Genomic DNA, 17,950 nt, shown 5'->3' with positions numbered 1-17,950 from the left:
GCCATGTTACGTACAATCAACTTCATGGGCGTTCGCAATATTGCGTTCGGCGTCACCGTGCTCCTTACCGTTCTGGCGTTGTTCAGCTGGTTCCATAAGGGCCTGAACTACGGTCTGGACTTCACCGGCGGTACGCTCATCGAGCTGACCTACGAGAAGCCAGCCGACGTGACTCAGGTGCGCGAAGAGCTGGTCAAGGCCGGCTATCACGAAGCTATCGTGCAGAGCTTCGGTGCGACCACTGATCTGCTGGTGCGGATGCCGGGCGAAGACCCGCAACTGGGTCACCAGGTTGCCGAGGCCTTGCAGAAGGTCGGCGGTGATAACCCGGCGGCGGTCAAGCGCGTCGAGTTCGTCGGCCCGCAAGTGGGTGAAGAGCTGCGCGACCAGGGCGGCCTCGGCATGCTGATGGCGCTGGTCGGCATCATGATCTACCTGGCGTTCCGCTTTCAGTGGAAGTTCGGTGTCGGCGCCATTGTCTCGCTGATCCACGACGTGGTCGTGACCGTGGGCATCCTGGCGTACTTCCAGATCACCTTCGACCTGACTGTGCTGGCCGCGGTGCTGGCGATCATTGGTTACTCGCTCAACGACACCATCGTGGTATTCGACCGGGTTCGCGAGAACTTCCGCGTACTGCGCAAGGCGACGTTGATCGAGAACATCAACATCTCCACCACTCAGACCCTGTTGCGGACCATGGCGACGTCGATCTCCACCTTGCTGGCGATCGCGGCACTGATGATCTTCGGTGGTGACAACCTGTGGGGCTTCTCCCTGGCGCTGTTTATCGGCGTTCTGGCGGGCACCTACTCGTCGATCTACATCGCCAACGTGGTACTGATCTGGCTGAACCTCAACAGCGAAGACCTGATCCCTCCGGCCGCGACTGGCAAGGAGGTCGACGACCGCCCTTGATGGGTGAGCGTTGATTTGTTGTTACAAAGAAGGCGCGAGTATTGAACTCGCGCCTTTTTTTTTGCTCCAAGGCTGGGTATAGCGCGGATCTTTCGGTCCGTTTGTGATGGTCAGGAGGTTCAACGTGAACAAGTCGTTGCTGGTTGGTGCGGTATTGGGTGCTGTCGGTGTGACTGCCGGGGGTGCTGTTGCCACCTACAGCCTGGTAAAAAGCGGCCCTGAGTATGCGCAAGTGCTGGCGGTGCAGCCGGTGAACACCCAGATTAAAACGCCTCGCGAGGTCTGCAAGGACGTCGCAGTGACCCGGCAGAAGCCGGTGCAGGATCAACACCAGATCGTCGGTACGGTGGTCGGTGCGCTGGCCGGTGGCCTGTTGGGTAACCAGGTCGGTGGCGGTAACGGTAAGAAGCTGGCCACCGTAGCCGGTGCGGTCGGTGGCGGCTACGCCGGTAACAAGGTTCAGGAAGGCATGCAGAACCGCGATACCTACACCACCACGCAAACCCGCTGTAACACCGTCAACGACATCAGCGACAAGGTTGTCGGCTATGACGTGCGTTACACCTTGGGTGGCAAGGAAGGTACGGTGCGTATGGATCGTGATCCAGGCGGTCAGATCCCGGTCGATAAAGAGGGGCGTCTGATTCTCGGTCAGAACCAGCAATAACCCCGGGCCTGGCACAGTTCACAATGTGGGAGGGGGCTTGCCCCCTCCCACAGTTGGCTTGTGGTGTTGCTGGTATTTAAGCTCACACCAAATCCCAGGCATAAAAAAAGCACCCCGAGGGGTGCTTTTTTGTGCTCGCTCGCTTAGCGCTTCAGCGAAGCCGGCAGGTGCGGCTGGATCGCCGTCAATACCGCCTTGAAGCATTTGGTGTTACCGGCAACCACGTGGCCCTTTTCCAGGAAGTCGTGACCACCGGTGAAGTCGCTCACCAGGCCGCCGGCCTCTTGGATCAGCAGGGCGCCCGCTGCCATGTCCCACTCGGACAGGCCCGACTCCCAGAACGCATCAAAACGACCGGCGGCCACATAGGCCAGGTCCAGGCTGGCTGCACCGGCGCGGCGGATGCCGGCGGTCTGGCCAACCAGGGCGCGGAACATGCCCAGGTAGTTGTCCAGGTTGTCCATCTGGTCGTCACGGAATGGGAAGCCGGTGCCCAGCAGGGCGCCGTCCAGGCTGGTACGGCCGCTGACGCGCAGGCGACGACCGTTCAACTGGGCGCCACGGCCACGGCTGGCGGTGAATTCTTCCTGGCGAACCGGGTCCAGCACAATGGCGTGTTCCAGGCGGCCACGGTATTTGCACGCGATGCTCACGGCAAAGTGCGGGATGCCGCGCAGGAAGTTGGTGGTGCCATCCAGTGGGTCGATGATCCACAGGTAGTCTTCGCCTTCGCCGCTGCCTTTATGCATGCCGGTTTCTTCGCCGAGAATGCCGTGGGTAGGGTAGGCCTTGCGCAGGGCGTCGATGATTTTCTGTTCGGCGGCGCGATCCACCTCGGATACATAATCCTTGGCGTCTTTTTCGTCGACCTTGATGGTATCCAGGCGCTCGATGGAGCGGAAGATCAATTCACTGGCGCTGCGGGCGGCGCGCAGCGCGATATTCAGCATGGGCTGCATGGATGTGTCACCTAAGGTTGTTAAAGAAAGCCGAGCATTCTAGCAGAAACTTTCTTCAGGTGAAGGACGACGTGAGCTTTCATGGCATAACCTTAGGCTGTTCTGTAAGATTTGCTCCCCTTTCCCGTGTCCGAGAGCGCCTACCTTGCTGCAAAACATTCGTGTCGTCTTGGTCAATACCAGTCATCCCGGCAATATCGGCGGGGTGGCGCGAGCCATGAAAAACATGGGGCTGACGCGCCTGGTGCTGGTCGAGCCGCGCGTGTTCCCGCACCACGAGGCCGATGCCCGGGCCTCCGGCGCCAATGACATCCTTGAAAAAGCCCAGGTCGTCGCCACCTTGGAAGATGCATTGGTCGGCTGCAACCTGGTGCTCGGCACCAGCGCCCGCGACCGTCGAATCCCTTGGCCATTGCTCGATCCGCGTGAATGTGGGACCAAAGTGGTGGAGGAAGCCGCCGGCGGCGCTGAAATCGCCCTGGTGTTCGGTCGTGAAGACTCCGGCCTGACCAATGAAGAGCTGCAGCGATGTCATTATCACGTGCATATTCCATCAGACCCTGAGTTCAGCTCGCTGAACCTCGGGGCGGCGGTGCAGGTGTTGAGTTACGAAGTGCGCATGGCCTGGCTGGCCGCTGAAGGGCAGCCGAGCAAGGTCGAGAAGGATGAAGTGGCATCGACCAAAAGTGGCGAGTTGGCCACCATGGACGAGCTGGAACGGTTCTATGAGCACCTGGAACAAACCCTGGTGGCCATCGAATTCCTCGATCCGGAAAAGCCCCGGCACTTGATGGCGCGCCTGCGTCGCCTGTACGGACGCAGCTCGGTCAGCCGAGCGGAAATGAATATATTGCGTGGCATCCTCACGGAAACCCAGAAAGCGGCCCGTGGCGAGCTTCTTAAGCGGAAGGATTAAAAATGTTCGAGCGTTTGCGAGAAGATATCCAGAGTGTTTTCCACCGTGACCCGGCGGCGCGCAACGCCTTTGAAGTACTGACCTGCTACCCGGGCATGCATGCGATCTGGATTCATCGCCTGTCCGGCGCCTTGTGGGGCATGGGCTGGAAATGGCTGGCGCGGGTGGTGTCCAACTTTGGGCGCTGGTTGACCGGCATCGAGATTCACCCGGGCGCCAAGGTCGGCCGCCGCTTCTTCATCGACCACGGCATGGGCATCGTCATTGGCGAGACTGCTGAAATTGGCGATGACGTGACCCTGTACCAGGGCGTGACCCTGGGCGGCACCAGTTGGAATAAAGGTAAGCGCCACCCAACCCTGGAAAACGGCGTGGTGGTAGGGGCGGGCGCCAAGGTGCTGGGTCCGTTCACTGTGGGGGCTGGGGCCAAGGTCGGCTCCAATGCAGTGGTGACCAAGGCCGTGCCGCCGGGGGCAACCGTGGTTGGTATTCCAGGGCGGATCATCGTCAAGCCGGAAGTCGGTGATGAGCAGGAAGCCAAGCGTAAAGCCATGGCCGAGAAGATCGGCTTCGATGCCTACGGCGTCAGCGAAGACATGCCCGACCCGGTGGCCCGTGCCATCGGTCAGTTGCTTGACCACCTGCAAGCGGTAGACGGCAAGCTGGACGGCATGTGCGGCGCGCTGAAGGAATTGGGCAGCAGCTATTGTGCGAAAGACCTGCCTGAGCTGCGCGAAGAGGACTTCGCCGAGATCAAAGACGAAGCCGCCACCAAGGCTGGCTGAAGCCTCGCGATCACCAAAAGTCCCCTGTGGGAGGGGACTTGCCCCAAATAGCGGTGGTCAGTCACCCAATACATTGACTGATCCGTCGCTATCGGGAGCAAGCACCCTCCCACATGTTGATCTCCATTGGTCTCTGAATTCCTGCTCGGCCCTGTTCCTGCTGTTCGTCCCCGACCCATCCTGATATTATTTGCGCGCCCTTTTTGCGGCTAATCCTGACTAAAGTACTAGGTCTTATAGTTGACTTAAATACTCGGGAATCGCATACTTGCTCCCATTCTGAAACACCTTGGTACTTGTCCATGAGACTGACTACAAAAGGCCGATACGCGGTGACCGCCATGCTTGACTTGGCTTTGCACGCGCAAACTGGGCCGGTGTCCCTGGCCGATATCTCCGAGCGCCAAGGCATTTCCCTGTCCTACCTCGAACAGTTGTTCGCCAAATTGCGCCGCAGCAATCTGGTCTCCAGCGTGCGTGGGCCGGGTGGCGGCTATCAACTGTCGCGCGATATGCAGGGTATCCAGGTGGCCCAGGTGATCGACGCGGTCAACGAATCCGTCGATGCCACCAAATGCCAGGGTTTGGGTGATTGCCACGCCGGCGACACCTGCCTGACCCACCACTTGTGGTGTGACTTGAGCCTGCAGATCCATGAGTTTTTGAGTGGTATCAGCTTGGCTGATCTTGTGACTCGCCGTGAGGTGCAAGAAGTAGCCCAGCGTCAGGACCAGCGCCGTTGCAACACCAAGGCGCCGCGTCTGGACAAGATTGAAGCGTCTGCCGTCGAGTGACAGCCGAAGAGCTAACGGCACGCCAGCCAGCCTGATTTAGGAGAAAGTCCATGAAATTGCCGATTTACCTTGATTACTCAGCGACCACCCCGGTTGATCCGCGTGTCGCGCAAAAGATGAGCGAATGCCTGCTGGTTGACGGAAATTTCGGCAACCCGGCGTCGCGTTCCCACGTATTCGGCTGGAAAGCCGAAGAAGCGGTTGAAAACGCTCGTCGCCAAGTCGCTGACCTGGTGGGTGCCGACCCACGCGAAATCGTCTGGACCTCCGGTGCTACCGAATCCGACAACCTGGCAATCAAGGGCGCCGCGCATTTCTACGCGACCAAAGGCAAGCACCTGATCACCACCAAGATCGAGCACAAGGCGGTCCTCGACACCATGCGCCAATTGGAGCGTGAAGGGTTCGAAGTCACCTACCTCGAGCCGACCACCGACGGTATCGTGACGCCGGCGATGATCGAGGCGGCGATGCGTGAAGACACCATCCTGGTTTCCGTGATCCACGTGAACAACGAAATCGGCACCATCAACGACATCGCGGCCATCGGCGAGCTGACCCGCTCCAAAGGTGTGTTGCTGCACGTCGACGCTGCTCAGTCCACCGGCAAGGTCGACATCGACCTGTCGAAGCTGAAAGTCGACCTGATGTCGTTCTCGGCGCACAAAACCTACGGTCCTAAAGGTATCGGTGCCCTGTACGTGAGCCGCAAGCCTCGCGTGCGCATCGAAGCCACCATGCACGGCGGCGGTCACGAGCGCGGCATGCGTTCGGGCACCCTGGCGACCCACCAGATCGTCGGCATGGGCGAGGCTTTCCGTATCGCCAAGGAAGAAATGGCTGCCGAAAACGTGCGTATCAAGGGCCTGAGCGATCGCTTCTACAAGCAGGTCGAAAACCTTGAAGAGCTGTACATCAATGGCAGCATGACTGCCCGTGTACCGCACAACCTGAATTTGAGCTTCAACTACGTCGAAGGCGAGTCGCTGATCATGGCGCTCAAGGACCTGGCGGTTTCGTCCGGTTCGGCCTGCACCTCGGCCTCCCTTGAACCGTCCTACGTGCTGCGCGCCCTGGGCCGCAACGACGAACTGGCGCACAGCTCGATCCGCTTTACGTTTGGCCGTTTCACCACCGAAGAAGAAGTCGACTACGCCGCGCAGAAAGTCTGCGAGGCCGTCACCAAGCTGCGCACCTTGTCGCCGCTGTGGGACATGTACAAAGACGGCATCGATATTTCCAAGATCGAGTGGGCGGCACACTAACTATAGAAGCCGCCACCCCAGCTCTGTAGGAACGTGGCGGAAAACGCAGGCGTTTTTACAGGGCTCCAGAGCGGCCCTGATGAGTGAGGATTCAGTACCATGGCTTACAGCGAAAAGGTCATAGACCACTACGAAAACCCGCGCAACGTTGGCAAGATGGACGCGGAAGACCCTGATGTCGGCACCGGCATGGTCGGCGCTCCGGCGTGCGGCGATGTGATGCGCCTGCAGATCAAAGTCAATGAGGCGGGCGTTATCGAAGACGCCAAGTTCAAGACTTACGGCTGCGGTTCGGCTATCGCCTCCAGCTCCCTGGCGACCGAGTGGATGAAAGGCAAGACCCTGGATGAGGCTGTGACTATCAGCAACACCCAACTGGCCGAAGAACTGGCTCTGCCGCCAGTGAAAATCCACTGCTCCGTGCTCGCAGAAGACGCCATCAAGGCTGCCGTTCGCGACTACAAGCAGAAGAAAGGCTTGATCTAAGCATTTGGCGACGAGTAAGGAGTCAACGATGGCTATCAGCATGACAGAAGCGGCTGCGCGGCACGTGCGACGCTCCCTGGATGGGCGCGGTAAAGGTGAGGGGATTCGTCTGGGTGTTCGCACCACGGGCTGTTCCGGCCTTGCCTATGTGCTGGAGTTCGTCGACGAGGTAGTGGCGGAAGATCAGGTGTTCGAAAGTCACGGCGAGAAAGTGATCATCGACCCGAAAAGCCTGACCTACCTGGACGGCACCGAACTCGATTTCGTCAAGGAAGGGTTGAACGAAGGCTTCAAGTTCAACAACCCCAACGTGCGCGGTGAATGTGGCTGCGGCGAAAGCTTCAACATCTGAGGCTACTTGTGGGCAATCCTTGTCATTTCGCTTTATTCGAGCTGCAGCCGAGCTTTCGGCTGGACCTCGAGCAGCTTGCCACGCGCTACCGTGAATTGGCGCGTGGCGTGCATCCGGACCGCTTCGCTGACGCTTCCGAGCGTGAGCAACGCCTGGCGCTGGAGCAATCGGCCAGCCTCAACGAAGCCTATCAGACGCTCAAAAGCCCCCCCAAGCGCGCGCGTTACCTGCTCGCGATGAATGGTGGTGAGTTGCCGCTGGAAGTCACGGTGCATGATCCGGACTTTCTGATGCAGCAGATGCAGTTGCGCGAAGAGCTCGAAGACTTGCAGGACGAAGCCGATCTGGCGGGTGTCGCGGCCTTCAAGCGGCGTCTGAAAGTGGCTCAGGATGCGCTCTACGAAAGCTTCGCAGCCTGTTGGGATGATGCAGCGCAACGTGAGCAGGCAGAACGCCTGATGCGGCGCATGCAGTTCCTCGACAAGCTCACCTACGAAGTGCGCCAGTTAGAAGAGCGCCTCGACGATTAACCCAGCGCTGCCCATGTTGCACGCCTGAAAGACAGATAAGACCTGATTACCATGGCCCTACTGCAGATCGCCGAACCCGGCCAAAGTCCTCAACCGCACCAGCGTCGTCTGGCGGTCGGGATTGACTTGGGCACCACCAATTCCCTGGTCGCCGCCTTGCGCAGCGGCCTGTCCGAGCCGCTGCCCGATGCTGATGGCCAGGTGATCCTGCCGTCGGCAGTGCGCTATCACGCTGATCGCACCGAAGTTGGTGAGTCGGCCAAGCTGGCAGCGTCTACCGATCCATTGAACACCGTGCTGTCGGTCAAGCGCTTGATGGGTCGTGGGTTGTCCGACGTCAAGCAATTGGGCGACCAGCTACCGTACCGCTTTGTCGGCGGTGAGTCGCACATGCCGTTCATCGACACCGTCCAAGGCCCGAAAAGTCCGGTGGAAGTGTCGGCCGATATCCTCAAGGTGCTGCGCCAGCGCGCGGAAACCACCTTGGGCGGTGAACTGGTCGGCGCGGTAATCACGGTTCCAGCCTACTTTGATGACGCTCAGCGCCAAGCCACCAAGGATGCGGCGAAGCTCGCCGGCCTGAACGTGCTGCGTCTGCTCAATGAGCCGACCGCTGCTGCCGTGGCTTACGGCTTGGATCAGCATGCCGAAGGCTTGGTCGCGATTTACGACCTGGGCGGCGGCACCTTTGATATTTCAATCCTGCGCCTGACTGGCGGTGTCTTTGAGGTGTTGGCCACCGGTGGTGATACGGCCCTGGGCGGCGATGACTTCGACCACGCGATCGCCGGTTGGATCATCAGCAGTGCCGGTTTGTCCGCTGACCTGGACCCGGGCGAGCAGCGCCATCTGCTGCAAACTGCCTGTGCCGCCAAAGAAGCCCTGACTGATGCGGCCTCTGTTGACGTTTCCTACGGCAATTGGTCGGCCCAGCTGACCCGTGAAGCCTTCGATTCGTTGATCGAACCGATGGTCGCCCGCAGCCTCAAGGCTTGCCGCCGCGCCGTGCGTGATTCCGGTGTTGAGCTGGAAGATGTCGCTGCCGTGGTGATGGTCGGTGGTTCGACCCGAGTGCCGCGCGTCCGCGAAGCTGTTGCCGAAGCGTTTGGCCGTCAGCCGCTGACTGAAATCGATCCGGATCAAGTGGTGGCCATTGGTGCCGCGATCCAGGCCGATACCCTGGCCGGCAACAAGCGCGATGGTGGCGAACTGCTGCTGCTCGACGTAATTCCGTTGTCCCTGGGTCTGGAAACCATGGGCGGCCTGATGGAGAAGGTGATTCCGCGCAACACCACCATCCCCGTCGCCCGCGCCCAGGACTTCACCACCTACAAAGACGGCCAGACGGCCATGATGATTCATGTGCTGCAAGGCGAGCGTGAGCTGATCAGCGACTGCCGCTCCCTGGCACGCTTTGAATTGCGCGGTATCCCGGCGATGGTCGCGGGTGCGGCGAAAATTCGCGTGACCTTCCAGGTCGACGCCGATGGCCTGCTCAGCGTGGCCGCGCGTGAATTGGGCTCGGGCGTTGAAGCCAGCATCCAGGTCAAGCCGTCCTACGGTCTGACCGATGGCGAAATCGCCAAGATGCTCAAGGATTCGTTCCAGTATGCCGGTGACGACAAGGTCGCCCGCGTGCTGCGCGAGCAGCAAGTCGATGCCCAGCGCCTGCTCGAAGCGGTGCAGGGCGCCCTGGAGGTCGACGGCGAGCGCCTGCTGGATGCCGAAGAGCGCATGGCCATCGACCTGCAGATGCAGGAACTCGCCGAATTGATGAAAGGCTCCGATGGCTATGCCATCGAGCAGCAGACCAAGCGCCTGTCGCAAGTGACCGATGCCTTCGCCGCCCGCCGCATGAACCAGACGGTAAAAGCCGCCCTGGCGGGCCGCAACCTGAATGAAATTGAGGAATAATTGATGCCGCAGGTCATTTTTCTGCCACACGCCGAGCATTGCCCGGACGGTATGGTCGTGGAGGCTGAGACCGGCAAGTCCATCCTCGAAGTTGCCCATGACAACCACATCGAGATCGAAAGTGCCTGCGGCGGTGTCTGCGCTTGCACCACTTGCCACTGCATCATTCGCGAGGGTTTCGACTCTCTGGAAGAAGCTGACGAGTTGGAAGAAGACTTTCTTGACCGTGCCTGGGGCCTGGAGCCAACTTCTCGCCTAAGCTGTCAGGCCAAGGTCGGGACTGAAGACATCACCGTCGAAATTCCGAAATATTCGCTCAACCATGCGGCCGAAGCGCCGCATTGATTCAAGGAAGTGTCATGAGTCTTAAATGGGTTGATGTGCAAGAGATCGCTATCCTGTTGGCCGATGGCAATCCGGATATGGATCCCTACTCGCTGAACTTTGTAGCTTTGCGTGACATGGTCATGGCTTTGCCAGGGTTTGACGATGAGCGCGACCGCGGCGGCGAAAAGGTCTTGGAAGCGATCCAGACTGCCTGGAAAGAAGAACAGGACTGACGCCTCCCTTACGCAGTTAGGCAATACCCAAGAACCCGCGTATAATTCGCGGGTTTAATTTTTCGTAAATTACCGTTTCTGGAGTTACACCATGGCTGTTCAACGTACTTTCTCCATCATCAAGCCTGACGCTGTTGCAAAAAACGTCATCGGCGAGATCACCACTCGTTTCGAAAAAGCCGGCCTGAAGGTTGTAGCTTCGAAACTCAAGCAACTGTCCAAGGCTGAAGCTGAAGGCTTCTACGCTGAGCACAGCGCTCGTGGCTTCTTCGGCGACCTGGTTGCCTTCATGATCTCCGGCCCTGTTGTTGTTCAGGTTCTGGAAGGCGAAAACGCTATCGCTCTGAACCGTGAGCTGATGGGCGCTACCAACCCTAAAGAAGCAGCTGCCGGCACCATCCGTGCTGATTTCGCTGATTCCATCGACGCCAACGCTGTACACGGTTCGGACTCCGAAGCCGCTGCTGCTCGCGAAATCTCGTACTTCTTCGCAGCTACTGAAGTAACCACTCGCTAAGCATTGGCTTAAGAGTGAAGGTGAATCCATGACTACATCGACTGTAAAAACCAACCTGCTGGGTCTGACTCAGCAGGAAATGGAAAAATTCTTCGGCTCAATCGGGGAGAAGCGTTTCCGTGCCGGTCAGGTAATGAAGTGGATTCACCACTTTGGTGTCGACGATTTCGACGCCATGACGAACGTCAGCAAGGCCCTGCGCGACAAGCTCAAGGTTATTGCCGAGGTCCGTGGTCCCGAGGTTGTCAGCGAGGACATCTCCAGCGACGGCACCCGTAAGTGGGTGGTGCGCGTGGCGTCCGGCAGTTGCGTCGAGACCGTCTACATTCCCCAGGGCAAACGTGGCACTTTGTGCGTTTCGTCCCAGGCAGGCTGTGCCCTGGACTGCAGTTTCTGCTCCACCGGCAAGCAAGGCTTCAATAGCAACCTCACCGCCGCCGAAGTCATCGGCCAGGTGTGGATTGCCAACAAATCCTTTGGCAGCGTCCCGGCAACCGTCGACCGTGCCATCACCAACGTGGTGATGATGGGCATGGGTGAGCCGCTGCTGAACTTCGATAACGTCATCGCCGCCATGCACCTGATGATGGACGACCTGGGCTACGGCATCTCCAAGCGCCGTGTGACCCTGTCGACTTCCGGTGTGGTACCGATGATCGATGAGCTGGCCAAGCACATCGACGTCTCCCTGGCGTTGTCGCTGCACGCACCCAATGACGCATTGCGTAACCAATTGGTGCCGATCAACAAGAAGTATCCGCTTAAGATGCTGCTCGAGTCTTGCCAGCGTTACATGGCGACCTTGGGCGAGAAGCGCGTGTTGACCATTGAGTACACCATGCTCAAGGACATCAACGACAAGGTCGAACACGCGGTCGAGATGATCGAACTGCTCAAGAACACCCCGTGCAAGATCAACCTGATTCCTTTCAACCCGTTTCCACATTCTGGCTACGAGCGGCCGAGCAACAACGCCATCCGCCGTTTCCAGGATCAACTGCACCAGGCCGGCTACAACGTCACCGTGCGCACCACCCGTGGTGAAGACATCGACGCCGCTTGTGGCCAATTGGTAGGACAGGTGCTGGATCGCACCCGTCGCAGCGAACGTTATATCGCGGTGCGCGAACTGAGCGCTGCCGACGATATGCCGCAAAGCGCTGCGACTCGAACCTGAGAGAGGATCTCTATGCCCTTGCGCCTTGCGCTGCTGTTGCTTGTTACCGGTCTCGCGGCCGGTTGTGTTTCTTCGGGCCATGACAGCCCTTTGCAAACCGGCAAGGGCCGTGAAGAGGCGCGAGTGGCTTATGTGCAACTGGGCTTGGGTTACCTGCGCCAAGGCATGAGCGAGCAGGCCAAGATGCCGTTGAAGAAGGCTCTTGAACTGGACAGCGACGATGCCGATGCCAATGGCGCACTGGCCCTGGTGTTCCAGGCCCAGGCCGAGCCTGAGCTGGCCGATCAGTATTTCAACAAGGCCTTGGCTTCGCGTCCTGCCGATCCACGGCTGCTGAATAACTACGGCAGCTTCCTGTTCGAACAGAAACGTTATGACCAGGCTTCCCGTTATTTCCAGCAAGCCTGCGCCGATACCCTCTACCCAGAGCGGTCGCGGGTGTTCGAGAACCTTGGGGTGGCCTCCAAGCGTCTCGGCCAGCGTGATATCGCGCGCCAGCACCTGGAAAAAGCCCTGCACCTGAACAGTCGCCAGCCTCGTGCCTTGCTCGAAATGGCTGAGTTGTCTTACGAAGACAGGCATTATGTGCCGGCACGTGACTATTACGAGCGTTTTAGCCTGCTCAGCGGGCAAAATGCACGTAGTCTATTGCTCGGAGTGCGCCTGGCGACGGTTCATGAAGAACGCGACACGGCCGCACGTTATGGCCAGCAACTCGAACGACTCTATCCCGGTACGCCGGAATATCAGCAATACCTGTCGGAGCAATGATGAAAGCCGCGCACCCGGAAGTTGTAGCAGCTAATCGCGTAAACCCAGGCGACACCTTGCGTCAGGCCCGCGAAAGCAATGGTTGGTCTCTGGCGGAAGTGGCCCTCAAGCTCAATTTGACCACCACGTCCCTGGGCAACCTGGAAGCCGGCGCGTTCGACAAGCTGCCTGGGCATACCTTCGCCCGCGGCTATATCCGCGCCTACGCCAAATTACTGGATATCGACCAGACCCTATTGGTCCAGCAATTCGACCAGTTCACCGGCACCGACTCCCAGGGCAGTAACGTCCATGGCCTGGGGCGCATCGAAGAGCCGGTGCGGGTGTCCCATACGATCCTGCGTATCGTCAGCCTGTTGTTGCTGATCGCCGTGATTGGTGGCGGCTTCGTCTGGTGGCAGGACCAAGCCTCCCAGCGCACCAAGGACTTGACCAGCAACGCCCTGGAGCACGTCGAAGTCGAAAGCGCCGACGGCACCACGCAGATTCACCCGTTGGACGAACCGGAAGACCAGGCTGTCGCCGAAGGCCAGGCTGTGCCTGAAGCACCAGTGACTGCCGAGCAGCCCGCAGCGGAATCGGCCCCGGCGGCCATCGCTGCGGTGCCGGCTCCAGCCGTTCCGGCGCACACCCCGGCCGTACCGGCTGCAGCGGCGCACACCCCGGCTGCACCTGTGGCGCCGGCCGCTCCTGTGCAAACGCCAGCGCCTACCGCCCCGGCGGCGCCCGCGATTTCGCCGCCGACCACGCCTGTGTTGATCGCCGGTGACGGGCGCGTACAGATTACCTTCGTCGCTGACTGCTGGACGCAACTCACCGATGGCAATGGCAAAGTGCTGTTTAGCGGTATGAAGCGTAAGGGAGATACGCTCGACCAGGGCGGCAAGCCTCCTTTGACGCTGCGTCTGGGCTTTGCCCGTGGAGCACAAGTGGCCTACAACGGCCAGCCTGTCGACGTAGCGCCGTTCACCAGTGGCGAAACTGCTCGCCTGAAGTTGGGACAATAGTCATGCACGGCGAATCTCCAATCAAACGTCGCCTATCGCGCAAGATCTGGGTCGGCTCGGTGCCGGTGGGCGGCGACGCCCCCATCGCGGTACAGAGCATGACCAACAGCGACACCAATGATGTTGCTGCCACCGTCGCCCAGATCAATCGTCTGGAAGCCGCTGGCGTCGACATCGTGCGGATTTCCGTACCGGACATGGATGCCGCCGAAGCCTTCGGCCGCATCAAGCAACTGGTCAAGGTGCCGCTGGTTGCCGACATTCACTTCGACTACCGGATCGCTTTGCGCGTTGCGGAGTTGGGTGTTGATTGCCTGCGTATCAACCCGGGCAACATCGGTCGCGAAGACCGTGTGCGCGCGGTGGTGGACGCTGCCCGTGATCGCGGGATTCCGATCCGCATCGGCGTGAACGCCGGTTCCCTGGAAAAAGACCTGCAAAAGAAATACGGCGAGCCGACTCCCGCCGCGCTGGTTGAATCAGCGCTGCGCCACGTTGAGCACCTTGAGCGCCTGAATTTCCAGGACTTCAAGGTCAGCGTAAAGGCTTCCGACGTGTTCATGGCGGTAGAGGCCTACCGCCTGCTGGCCAAGGAAATCGTGCAGCCACTGCACCTGGGTATCACTGAAGCGGGTGGTTTGCGCTCAGGCACAGTGAAATCTGCGGTGGGTCTCGGTATGCTGCTCGCCGAAGGGATTGGCGATACTATCCGCATCTCCCTGGCGGCAGACCCGGTAGAGGAAGTGAAGGTCGGTTACGACATTCTCAAATCCCTGCATTTGCGTTCCCGTGGCATCAACTTTATTGCCTGCCCGAGCTGCTCGCGGCAGAACTTCGACGTGGTGAAAACCATGAACGAACTGGAAGGGCGCCTCGAAGACCTGCTGGTGCCGCTGGATGTTGCGGTGATCGGTTGCGTGGTCAACGGGCCGGGTGAAGCCAAGGAAGCCCATATCGGCTTGACCGGCGGCACGCCGAACCTGATTTACATCGACGGCAAGCCGTCGCAGAAACTGACGAATGACAATCTGGTGGATGAGCTCGAAAGACTGATCCGCCAGAAAGCGGCCGAGAAGGTCGAAGCTGACGCTGCAGTTATCGCGCGCGGCTGATCCAGCGAATTTAAGGAATAGATGTGAGCAAGTCTCTGCAAGCCATTCGTGGCATGAACGACATCCTTCCGGAGCAGACGCCGCTGTGGCGCTACTTCGAGAGCACCGTTGCGCGTCTGCTGGATAACTACGGTTACAAACAGATCCGTATGCCGATCGTCGAGTTCACCGAGCTGTTCAAGCGCTCCATCGGTGAAGTGACCGACATCGTCGAAAAAGAGATGTACACCTTCGAAGACCGCAACGGCGACTCCCTGACCCTGCGTCCGGAAGGCACCGCCGCGTGCGTGCGCGCCGTGCTCGAGCATGGCCTCACCGGCGGTGGCCAGTCGCAGAAGCTGTGGTACATCGGGCCGATGTTCCGCCACGAGCGTCCACAGAAAGGCCGTTATCGCCAGTTCCACCAGATCGGCCTGGAAGTGTTCAACCTCGACGGTCCGGACATCGACGCCGAGCTGATCGTGCTGACCTGGCGCCTGTGGGGCCTGCTGGGTATCCGCGATGCGGTCAAGCTTGAACTCAACAGCCTGGGCACCAGTGAGTCCCGGGGCCGCTACCGCGTCGCCCTGGTCGAGTACCTGTCCGCCCACCTGGACAAGTTGGACGAAGACAGCCAGCGTCGTCTGAAAACCAACCCGTTGCGCGTCCTCGATACCAAGAACGCCGACACGCAAGCCGTACTGGTCAACGCGCCGAAGATGGCCGACTACCTGGACGACGAATCCCGTATCCACTTCGAGGGCCTCAAGGCGCGTCTGGATGCCGCCGGTATTCCTTACGTGATCAACCCGAAACTGGTGCGCGGCCTCGATTACTACAGCAAGACCGTGTTCGAGTGGGTTACCGACAAACTCGGCGCCCAGGGCACCGTGTGTGCCGGTGGCCGTTACGACGGCCTGGTCGAGCAGATGGGCGGCAAGCCTACGCCTGGCGTGGGTTTTGCCATGGGTATCGAGCGGCTGATCCTGCTGCTGGAAACCCTTGAGCAGGTTCCGGAAGAAATCTCCCGGCAGGTGGATGTGTACCTGTGCGCCTTTGGCGAGGCCGCCGAACTGGCTGGCCTGGCCCTGAGCGAAAAAGTGCGCGACCAACTGCCGAACCTGCGCCTGCAGATCAATGCTGGCGCCGGCAGCTTCAAGAGCCAGTTCAAGAAAGCCGACAAGAGCGGTGCGCTGTACGCACTGATCCTCGGCGATGACGAATTGGCCCAGCAAGTGATAGGTTTCAAACCCCTGCGTGGTCAGGGCGAGCAACAGAACATTGCCTTTGATGCGCTCGCTGCGCACTTGGCCACCTGCGTCGTGCAGGGTTGAAGCTGTCGAACAGCCGAATTTAGCGATTAAGGAGTGTTGGGGTGTCGAGTACTGAAGATGAGCAGTTGGCCGAGTTCAAGGACTGGTGGCAGCGTAATGGCAAGCCCCTGGTTACCGGTGGCCTGCTGGCTTTAGTGGTAGTGTTCGGCTGGCAAGCCTGGCACAAGTATCAGGCCAACCAGTCCCAAGGCGCCTCGATCCTCTATCAGCAATTGCTGGAAACCACGCTGACGCCGAGCGGCAAGCCCGATCCTGCGCAAGTGGCAGACCTGGCTGGTAAGCTCAAGAGCGAATTTGGCGGTAGCACCTACGCCCAATATGGCAGCCTGTTCGTCGCGAAAGTCGCGGTCGACACCGGCAAGCTGGATGATGCAGTCACCGAACTGAAGGCCATCGCCGACAAGCCGACCAACCCGACCCTGGGTGAAATCGCACGTCAGCGCCTGGCTCAGGTATTGGCGGCACAGAACAAGGCCGACGAAGCACTCAAACTGCTCGACGGCGATGCTGACAAGGCATTTGTAGCCACTCGCGAAGAGCTCAAGGGCGACCTGTTGGTCCAATTGGGTCGTACCGACGAAGCCAATGCTGCGTACCAAAAAGCCAAGGCGGCGCTGTCTGATGAAGCAGCGGTCGGTGGCTTACAAATCAAGCTCGACGACTTGGCCAAAGGGGATGCGTGACGTGATCCGTTGGAAACATGCAGCATTGCTGGCTCTGGCCGTTCTGGCCGCGGGTTGCAGCAGCAACAGTAAAAAAGAACTGCCTCCGGCCGAGCTGACCAGCTTCAAGGAAGAAGTGGTCCTGCAAAAGCAATGGAGCCGCTCCATCGGTGACGGTCAGGGCGAAACCTACAACATGTTGGTACCGGCAATCGACGGTGACAACATTGTGGCCGCTGACGTGACCGGCGTGGTGATCTCCATGGATCGCATGAACGGCGACGTGAAGTGGAAGAAAGACCTCGAACTGCCTGTATCCGGCGCCGTCGGCGTGGGTTACGGCATGGTCATGCTCGGCACGCTCAAAGGCGAAGTCGTGGCGCTGGACTCCAGCACCGGTGAAGAGAAATGGCGCGCTCGCGTGACCAGTGAAGTCCTCGCACCGCCTGCCACCAACGGCGACATCGTCGTGGTGCAAACCCAGGACGACCGTGTGATCGGCCTCGACGCCAGCACCGGCGCGCAGCGCTGGCTGTACGACAGCACCCCTGCGGTGCTGACCCTGCGCGGTACCAGTGGTCCGGTTGTGACCAATAATCTGGCCGTTGCAGGCCTGTCGACCGGTAAAGTGGTCGCCCTGAATACCCAGAACGGCGTGCCGATCTGGGAAACGCGTGTGGCCATCCCGCAAGGTCGTTCGGAACTGGATCGCGTCGTCGACATCGACGGTGGCTTGCTGCTGTCCGGCGAAACCCTCTACGTCGCTACCTACCAGGGCCGTGTCGCGGCACTGGACCTGCAAAGCGGCCGCGTCAACTGGCAGCGTGATGCTTCCAGCTACGCCGGTGTCGCCCAAGGGTTTGGCAGCGTCTATGTAAGTCTGTCGTCTGGCACCGTTGAAAGTGTCGACGAACGTTCCACCACTGCGCTGTGGAGCAACGACTCTCTGGCCCGCCGTCAACTGTCGGCACCGGAAGTGTTCTCCAGCTACGTAGCGGTAGGCGACTTCGAAGGTTACCTGCACCTGCTGAGTCAGGTTGACGGTCGCTTTGTGGGTCGCGAGCGCATCGACAGTGACGGCCTGCGTGCGCGTCCGCTGGTCGTGGGTAACATGCTTTATGTGTTTGGCAACAGCGGCAAGCTGGAAGCCCTGACCATCAAGTAAAGGTTTGACTATGCTTGGGGTTACCCCCAGGCGGCCCTGCTTCATTGCTTAATGTAGGAGCGAGCTTGCTCGCGAAGGAC

The 17,950-nt window shown here is 59.8% G+C and carries 21 protein-coding genes; 20 read left to right on the top strand and 1 reads right to left on the bottom strand.

Features of this window, described 5'->3' with window-relative positions:
* The first annotated feature begins 3 nt into the window (after window positions 1–3).
* Window positions 4–918: a protein translocase subunit SecF gene (secF, locus tag MOQ67_RS26130; protein ID WP_017846188.1), complete on the top strand. Its 915-nt coding sequence runs from the start codon at window positions 4–6 to the stop codon at window positions 916–918.
* Window positions 919–1,042: 124 nt separating this feature from the next.
* Window positions 1,043–1,585 (top strand): glycine zipper 2TM domain-containing protein, encoded by a 543-nt coding sequence (locus MOQ67_RS26125; protein ID WP_247399224.1) that lies wholly within the window; start codon window positions 1,043–1,045, stop codon window positions 1,583–1,585.
* 143 nt (window positions 1,586–1,728) lie between these two features.
* On the opposite strand, the gene suhB is transcribed toward MOQ67_RS26125, so the two are convergent.
* A complete protein-coding gene (gene suhB / locus MOQ67_RS26120; protein WP_448675714.1) occupies window positions 1,729–2,544 on the bottom strand; it encodes a type III secretion system regulator SuhB in 816 nt (271 codons plus the stop codon).
* Between the two features lie 145 nt (window positions 2,545–2,689).
* Between suhB and trmJ the strand changes: the two genes are divergently transcribed.
* The 18 genes from trmJ to bamB all read left to right on the top strand — a co-directional run bounded on the left by trmJ (window position 2,690) and on the right by bamB (window position 17,870).
* Window positions 2,690–3,460, top strand: coding sequence for a tRNA (cytosine(32)/uridine(32)-2'-O)-methyltransferase TrmJ (gene trmJ, locus MOQ67_RS26115; protein WP_003210307.1), 771 nt, complete (start codon window positions 2,690–2,692; stop codon window positions 3,458–3,460).
* A gap of 2 nt (window positions 3,461–3,462) precedes the next feature.
* The gene (cysE, locus tag MOQ67_RS26110) at window positions 3,463–4,245 is read left to right on the top strand and encodes a serine O-acetyltransferase (protein ID WP_247399826.1); all 783 of its coding nucleotides are present in this window, start codon (window positions 3,463–3,465) and stop codon (window positions 4,243–4,245) included.
* Between the two features lie 302 nt (window positions 4,246–4,547).
* Window positions 4,548–5,039, top strand: coding sequence for a Fe-S cluster assembly transcriptional regulator IscR (gene iscR / locus MOQ67_RS26105; protein WP_003194020.1), 492 nt, complete (start codon window positions 4,548–4,550; stop codon window positions 5,037–5,039).
* 50 nt (window positions 5,040–5,089) lie between these two features.
* On the top strand, window positions 5,090–6,304 hold the full coding sequence (locus tag MOQ67_RS26100; RefSeq protein WP_253398732.1) for an IscS subfamily cysteine desulfurase: 1,215 nt from the start codon (window positions 5,090–5,092) through the stop codon (window positions 6,302–6,304).
* 99 nt (window positions 6,305–6,403) lie between these two features.
* A complete protein-coding gene (gene iscU / locus MOQ67_RS26095; RefSeq protein WP_010565229.1) occupies window positions 6,404–6,790 on the top strand; it encodes a Fe-S cluster assembly scaffold IscU in 387 nt (128 codons plus the stop codon).
* 28 nt (window positions 6,791–6,818) lie between these two features.
* Entirely contained in the window at window positions 6,819–7,142 is a 324-nt protein-coding gene (gene iscA / locus MOQ67_RS26090) for an iron-sulfur cluster assembly protein IscA (RefSeq protein WP_010565230.1), read from the top strand.
* An 8-nt stretch (window positions 7,143–7,150) separates the two neighbouring features.
* A complete protein-coding gene (gene hscB, locus MOQ67_RS26085) occupies window positions 7,151–7,672 on the top strand; it encodes a co-chaperone HscB (RefSeq protein ID WP_247399830.1) in 522 nt (173 codons plus the stop codon).
* Window positions 7,673–7,723: 51 nt separating this feature from the next.
* The gene (gene hscA, locus MOQ67_RS26080; RefSeq protein WP_448675713.1) at window positions 7,724–9,586 is read left to right on the top strand and encodes a Fe-S protein assembly chaperone HscA; all 1,863 of its coding nucleotides are present in this window, start codon (window positions 7,724–7,726) and stop codon (window positions 9,584–9,586) included.
* Between the two features lie 3 nt (window positions 9,587–9,589).
* Complete coding sequence (gene fdx, locus MOQ67_RS26075) at window positions 9,590–9,931, top strand: ISC system 2Fe-2S type ferredoxin (RefSeq protein ID WP_104904502.1); 342 nt, start codon at window positions 9,590–9,592, stop codon at window positions 9,929–9,931.
* Window positions 9,932–9,945: 14 nt separating this feature from the next.
* Window positions 9,946–10,146: a Fe-S cluster assembly protein IscX gene (gene iscX / locus MOQ67_RS26070; protein WP_017846180.1), complete on the top strand. Its 201-nt coding sequence runs from the start codon at window positions 9,946–9,948 to the stop codon at window positions 10,144–10,146.
* A gap of 91 nt (window positions 10,147–10,237) precedes the next feature.
* Window positions 10,238–10,663 carry a nucleoside-diphosphate kinase gene (gene ndk, locus MOQ67_RS26065; RefSeq protein ID WP_017846179.1) on the top strand — a complete coding sequence of 142 codons (426 nt, stop codon included), beginning with the start codon at window positions 10,238–10,240 and terminating at the stop codon, window positions 10,661–10,663.
* A 28-nt stretch (window positions 10,664–10,691) separates the two neighbouring features.
* Window positions 10,692–11,840: a 23S rRNA (adenine(2503)-C(2))-methyltransferase RlmN gene (gene rlmN / locus MOQ67_RS26060; RefSeq protein ID WP_448675712.1), complete on the top strand. Its 1,149-nt coding sequence runs from the start codon at window positions 10,692–10,694 to the stop codon at window positions 11,838–11,840.
* A 12-nt stretch (window positions 11,841–11,852) separates the two neighbouring features.
* Entirely contained in the window at window positions 11,853–12,611 is a 759-nt protein-coding gene (pilW, locus tag MOQ67_RS26055; protein WP_321848919.1) for a type IV pilus biogenesis/stability protein PilW, read from the top strand.
* Complete coding sequence (locus tag MOQ67_RS26050; protein WP_253398724.1) at window positions 12,611–13,618, top strand: RodZ domain-containing protein; 1,008 nt, start codon at window positions 12,611–12,613, stop codon at window positions 13,616–13,618. Before pilW ends, MOQ67_RS26050 begins: the two co-directional genes overlap by 1 nt.
* A 2-nt stretch (window positions 13,619–13,620) precedes the next feature.
* Complete coding sequence (gene ispG / locus MOQ67_RS26045; protein WP_247403071.1) at window positions 13,621–14,730, top strand: flavodoxin-dependent (E)-4-hydroxy-3-methylbut-2-enyl-diphosphate synthase; 1,110 nt, start codon at window positions 13,621–13,623, stop codon at window positions 14,728–14,730.
* Window positions 14,731–14,753: 23 nt separating this feature from the next.
* Window positions 14,754–16,043 (top strand): histidine--tRNA ligase, encoded by a 1,290-nt coding sequence (hisS, locus tag MOQ67_RS26040; RefSeq protein WP_448675711.1) that lies wholly within the window; start codon window positions 14,754–14,756, stop codon window positions 16,041–16,043.
* A 41-nt stretch (window positions 16,044–16,084) separates the two neighbouring features.
* A complete protein-coding gene (locus MOQ67_RS26035) occupies window positions 16,085–16,726 on the top strand; it encodes a YfgM family protein (protein WP_253398718.1) in 642 nt (213 codons plus the stop codon).
* Entirely contained in the window at window positions 16,719–17,870 is a 1,152-nt protein-coding gene (gene bamB / locus MOQ67_RS26030; RefSeq protein ID WP_017846172.1) for an outer membrane protein assembly factor BamB, read from the top strand. The genes MOQ67_RS26035 and bamB overlap by 8 nt, the downstream gene beginning before the upstream one ends.
* Window positions 17,871–17,950: the final 80 nt, after the last annotated feature.

It is taken from the genome of Pseudomonas sp. LY-1, assembly GCF_053502595.1.
Note: the sequence above shows the minus strand (reverse complement) of the source record. Positions and strands in the feature narration are given on the sequence as shown.

Excerpts from the sequence above, each read along its gene's own strand:
- secF (WP_017846188.1), top strand. The coding sequence starts at position 4 with ATGTTACGTACAATCAACTTCATGGGCGTTCGCAATATTGCGTTCGGC.
- suhB (WP_448675714.1), bottom strand. The coding sequence starts at position 2,544 with ATGCAGCCCATGCTGAATATCGCGCTGCGCGCCGCCCGCAGCGCCAGT.
- cysE (WP_247399826.1), top strand. The coding sequence starts at position 3,463 with ATGTTCGAGCGTTTGCGAGAAGATATCCAGAGTGTTTTCCACCGTGAC.
- iscR (WP_003194020.1), top strand. The coding sequence starts at position 4,548 with ATGAGACTGACTACAAAAGGCCGATACGCGGTGACCGCCATGCTTGAC.
- MOQ67_RS26100 (WP_253398732.1), top strand. The coding sequence starts at position 5,090 with ATGAAATTGCCGATTTACCTTGATTACTCAGCGACCACCCCGGTTGAT.
- iscU (WP_010565229.1), top strand. The coding sequence starts at position 6,404 with ATGGCTTACAGCGAAAAGGTCATAGACCACTACGAAAACCCGCGCAAC.
- iscA (WP_010565230.1), top strand. The coding sequence starts at position 6,819 with ATGGCTATCAGCATGACAGAAGCGGCTGCGCGGCACGTGCGACGCTCC.
- hscA (WP_448675713.1), top strand. The coding sequence starts at position 7,724 with ATGGCCCTACTGCAGATCGCCGAACCCGGCCAAAGTCCTCAACCGCAC.
- fdx (WP_104904502.1), top strand. The coding sequence starts at position 9,590 with ATGCCGCAGGTCATTTTTCTGCCACACGCCGAGCATTGCCCGGACGGT.
- iscX (WP_017846180.1), top strand. The coding sequence starts at position 9,946 with ATGAGTCTTAAATGGGTTGATGTGCAAGAGATCGCTATCCTGTTGGCC.
- ndk (WP_017846179.1), top strand. The coding sequence starts at position 10,238 with ATGGCTGTTCAACGTACTTTCTCCATCATCAAGCCTGACGCTGTTGCA.
- rlmN (WP_448675712.1), top strand. The coding sequence starts at position 10,692 with ATGACTACATCGACTGTAAAAACCAACCTGCTGGGTCTGACTCAGCAG.
- pilW (WP_321848919.1), top strand. The coding sequence starts at position 11,853 with ATGCCCTTGCGCCTTGCGCTGCTGTTGCTTGTTACCGGTCTCGCGGCC.
- MOQ67_RS26050 (WP_253398724.1), top strand. The coding sequence starts at position 12,611 with ATGAAAGCCGCGCACCCGGAAGTTGTAGCAGCTAATCGCGTAAACCCA.
- ispG (WP_247403071.1), top strand. The coding sequence starts at position 13,621 with ATGCACGGCGAATCTCCAATCAAACGTCGCCTATCGCGCAAGATCTGG.
- bamB (WP_017846172.1), top strand. The coding sequence starts at position 16,719 with ATGCGTGACGTGATCCGTTGGAAACATGCAGCATTGCTGGCTCTGGCC.